The organism is Allomuricauda sp. TY007 (assembly GCF_010468565.1).
Taxonomy (GTDB): domain Bacteria; phylum Bacteroidota; class Bacteroidia; order Flavobacteriales; family Flavobacteriaceae; genus Flagellimonas.
Genome location: NZ_WUEG01000039.1, coordinates 1 through 1758, shown reverse-complemented (window position 1 = coordinate 1758; position 1758 = coordinate 1). Strand labels below are relative to the sequence as shown.

General features: G+C 31.7%; 3 protein-coding genes and 1 pseudogene. 1 reads left to right on the top strand and 3 read right to left on the bottom strand.

Translation table 11 applies throughout. The annotated features are described in order from the left end of the window. A pseudogene (locus tag GO009_RS17300) lies at nucleotides 1-115 on the top strand (IS110 family transposase); the annotation flags it as partial. 43 nt (nucleotides 116-158) lie between these two features. On the opposite strand, the gene GO009_RS17295 reads toward GO009_RS17300, so the two are convergent. The 3 genes from GO009_RS17295 to GO009_RS17285 all read right to left on the bottom strand — a co-directional run bounded on the left by GO009_RS17295 (nucleotide 159) and on the right by GO009_RS17285 (nucleotide 1477). Beyond that, complete coding sequence (locus GO009_RS17295; protein WP_163627960.1) at nucleotides 159-596, bottom strand: hypothetical protein; 438 nt, start codon at nucleotides 594-596, stop codon at nucleotides 159-161. A gap of 163 nt (nucleotides 597-759) precedes the next feature. Then, complete coding sequence (locus tag GO009_RS17290) at nucleotides 760-1089, bottom strand: hypothetical protein (RefSeq protein WP_163627959.1); 330 nt, start codon at nucleotides 1087-1089, stop codon at nucleotides 760-762. A 7-nt stretch (nucleotides 1090-1096) separates the two neighbouring features. After that, complete coding sequence (locus GO009_RS17285) at nucleotides 1097-1477, bottom strand: hypothetical protein (RefSeq protein ID WP_163627958.1); 381 nt, start codon at nucleotides 1475-1477, stop codon at nucleotides 1097-1099. Between the last annotated feature and the right edge of the window lie 281 nt (nucleotides 1478-1758).

Here is a 1758-nt window from a genome sequence, read left to right as displayed (position 1 = left end):
AAAAAGCAAGAAACTAGCATTGATAGCGGTATCGAACAAGCTTTTGAAACAGGCATTTGCCATTGCAAAATCCGGAATACCTTACGATGAGAATTATATATCGAGATTGGCTTAAAAAGACTTGTTTTTTAACTCAGTTCTTTGTTGTAACACGTTTTTTATTCCGCAATTGTTCCATTCTTCCATTCCTTAAAAGTGACGTGGTAATTCCAATAAAAACTAAATTTATTAAAGTTTAGATTCCAATTTGTCCAAGCTAATTTTCCATCATAATTCATAAGCGAACCTATTCGTAAATGATTATCATCTTTGCTTTCGTTCTCGCCAATAATTTCAAATCTCGATTGGAAATCTTTCGGAAATTCAATTATTTTGGCTTCTTCGTCAGTCATAATTTCAAATGTTGTTTTGGTTATTTCGCACAATACCAATTTACATTTTCCTAAAATTAATCCGCCAAGATTTTCTTCTTTATAATTTTCCAATTTTGCCCAATCAAAAGTCAAAACTATATTATCGGAATTTATTTCCAGTAAATCAATTAACGAGTCGTGTAACTCAAGTCTTTTAATATTTTCCGAAATTTTAAATTCCAATACAGATTTTTTTTAATGTGTTACAACGGTTACGTATAAGAATAGTGCGTAGTTTGAGTGTGAGGATTTTCCGAAGGAAAATCAGATGCAAGCAAACAAGCACTAACTTTTGATTTAGGAATAAACTTACGCATTATTTTTATACAATGTTGTGTGTAGTTTTTTAATATCCTCTATCATAATATCTCACAACTGATATTTCAAGTACATATTCGGTAGAGTCCTTTCTTCGGGTTAATTCTATATCTTCAATAACTGAATAAGGTATAAATTGTGTTCTTTCTAAATTTTCTGTTTGGCGAATGGTAATTATTCCTAAATCAGTCAATTCAATACCTGTGCAGTCACGAATATAGTCGGAAGGTAAGTCAACTTTTGTAATTTTTTTACCCTCAATTAATTTTGATAGAGTTGATTTGTAATCCGGTTTGTCAGTTGTATTTCCACAACTTAATGTCAATGCAGTAAGTCCGATAAGTAAAATATTTCTCATTCCGTTTTTAATTATTTTTCTCAAGATATTCAAAATCTATCTCTGTACTTTTTACGAATTCCATAAACTCCAATGTTTTAATTCTGCGTGGATTTTTTGGTTTAGGGCTAATTTCGTTTGCAGATTTAGTAAAACCATCAATTCCGTATTTCATCAAGTTTTGGATTGTCGTTTTTTCGTGTAAAAATTCCTTAAAAACGCTTTCCCAACTTTCCGAGAGTTTTCTGGCAATGAATTCAGTTTGATTTAATGTCAAACTCGTAAAACTCATTAAATATTCCGTAGCATTGTCTTCTGGAAAGTCATATTTTCCAAAATAAAATTCCAAAATGGCTCGAATATTTTCCTCGTTTTTTGGATAAATGTTAAGTTCTTTTTTTGGTAGCATATGATTGAGTTTAAATTACACACAACGGTCTAGGCTATGAGTAGTTGCGTGGTTTAGCACTTAACTTTGCAAGTACACACCAAACTGAAAATCCGCGAGGATTTTCAGAAGTAGGTGAGAACAAGCAATTACTTATAGCCATCTTAAGTTTGATTCTGATTAAATTATAGTCATAAATCAGAAAGAACAAAAGAGGGGAACAAGGTCAATATAGCCATGGGAAGTATCGATTCCGTCAACATTGATGACCCCCTCTCTTTTCCACTCAAGAATTCGTTCAG

Excerpts from the sequence above, each read along its gene's own strand:
- GO009_RS17290 (WP_163627959.1), bottom strand. The coding sequence starts at position 1,089 with ATGAGAAATATTTTACTTATCGGACTTACTGCATTGACATTAAGTTGT.
- GO009_RS17285 (WP_163627958.1), bottom strand. The coding sequence starts at position 1,477 with ATGCTACCAAAAAAAGAACTTAACATTTATCCAAAAAACGAGGAAAAT.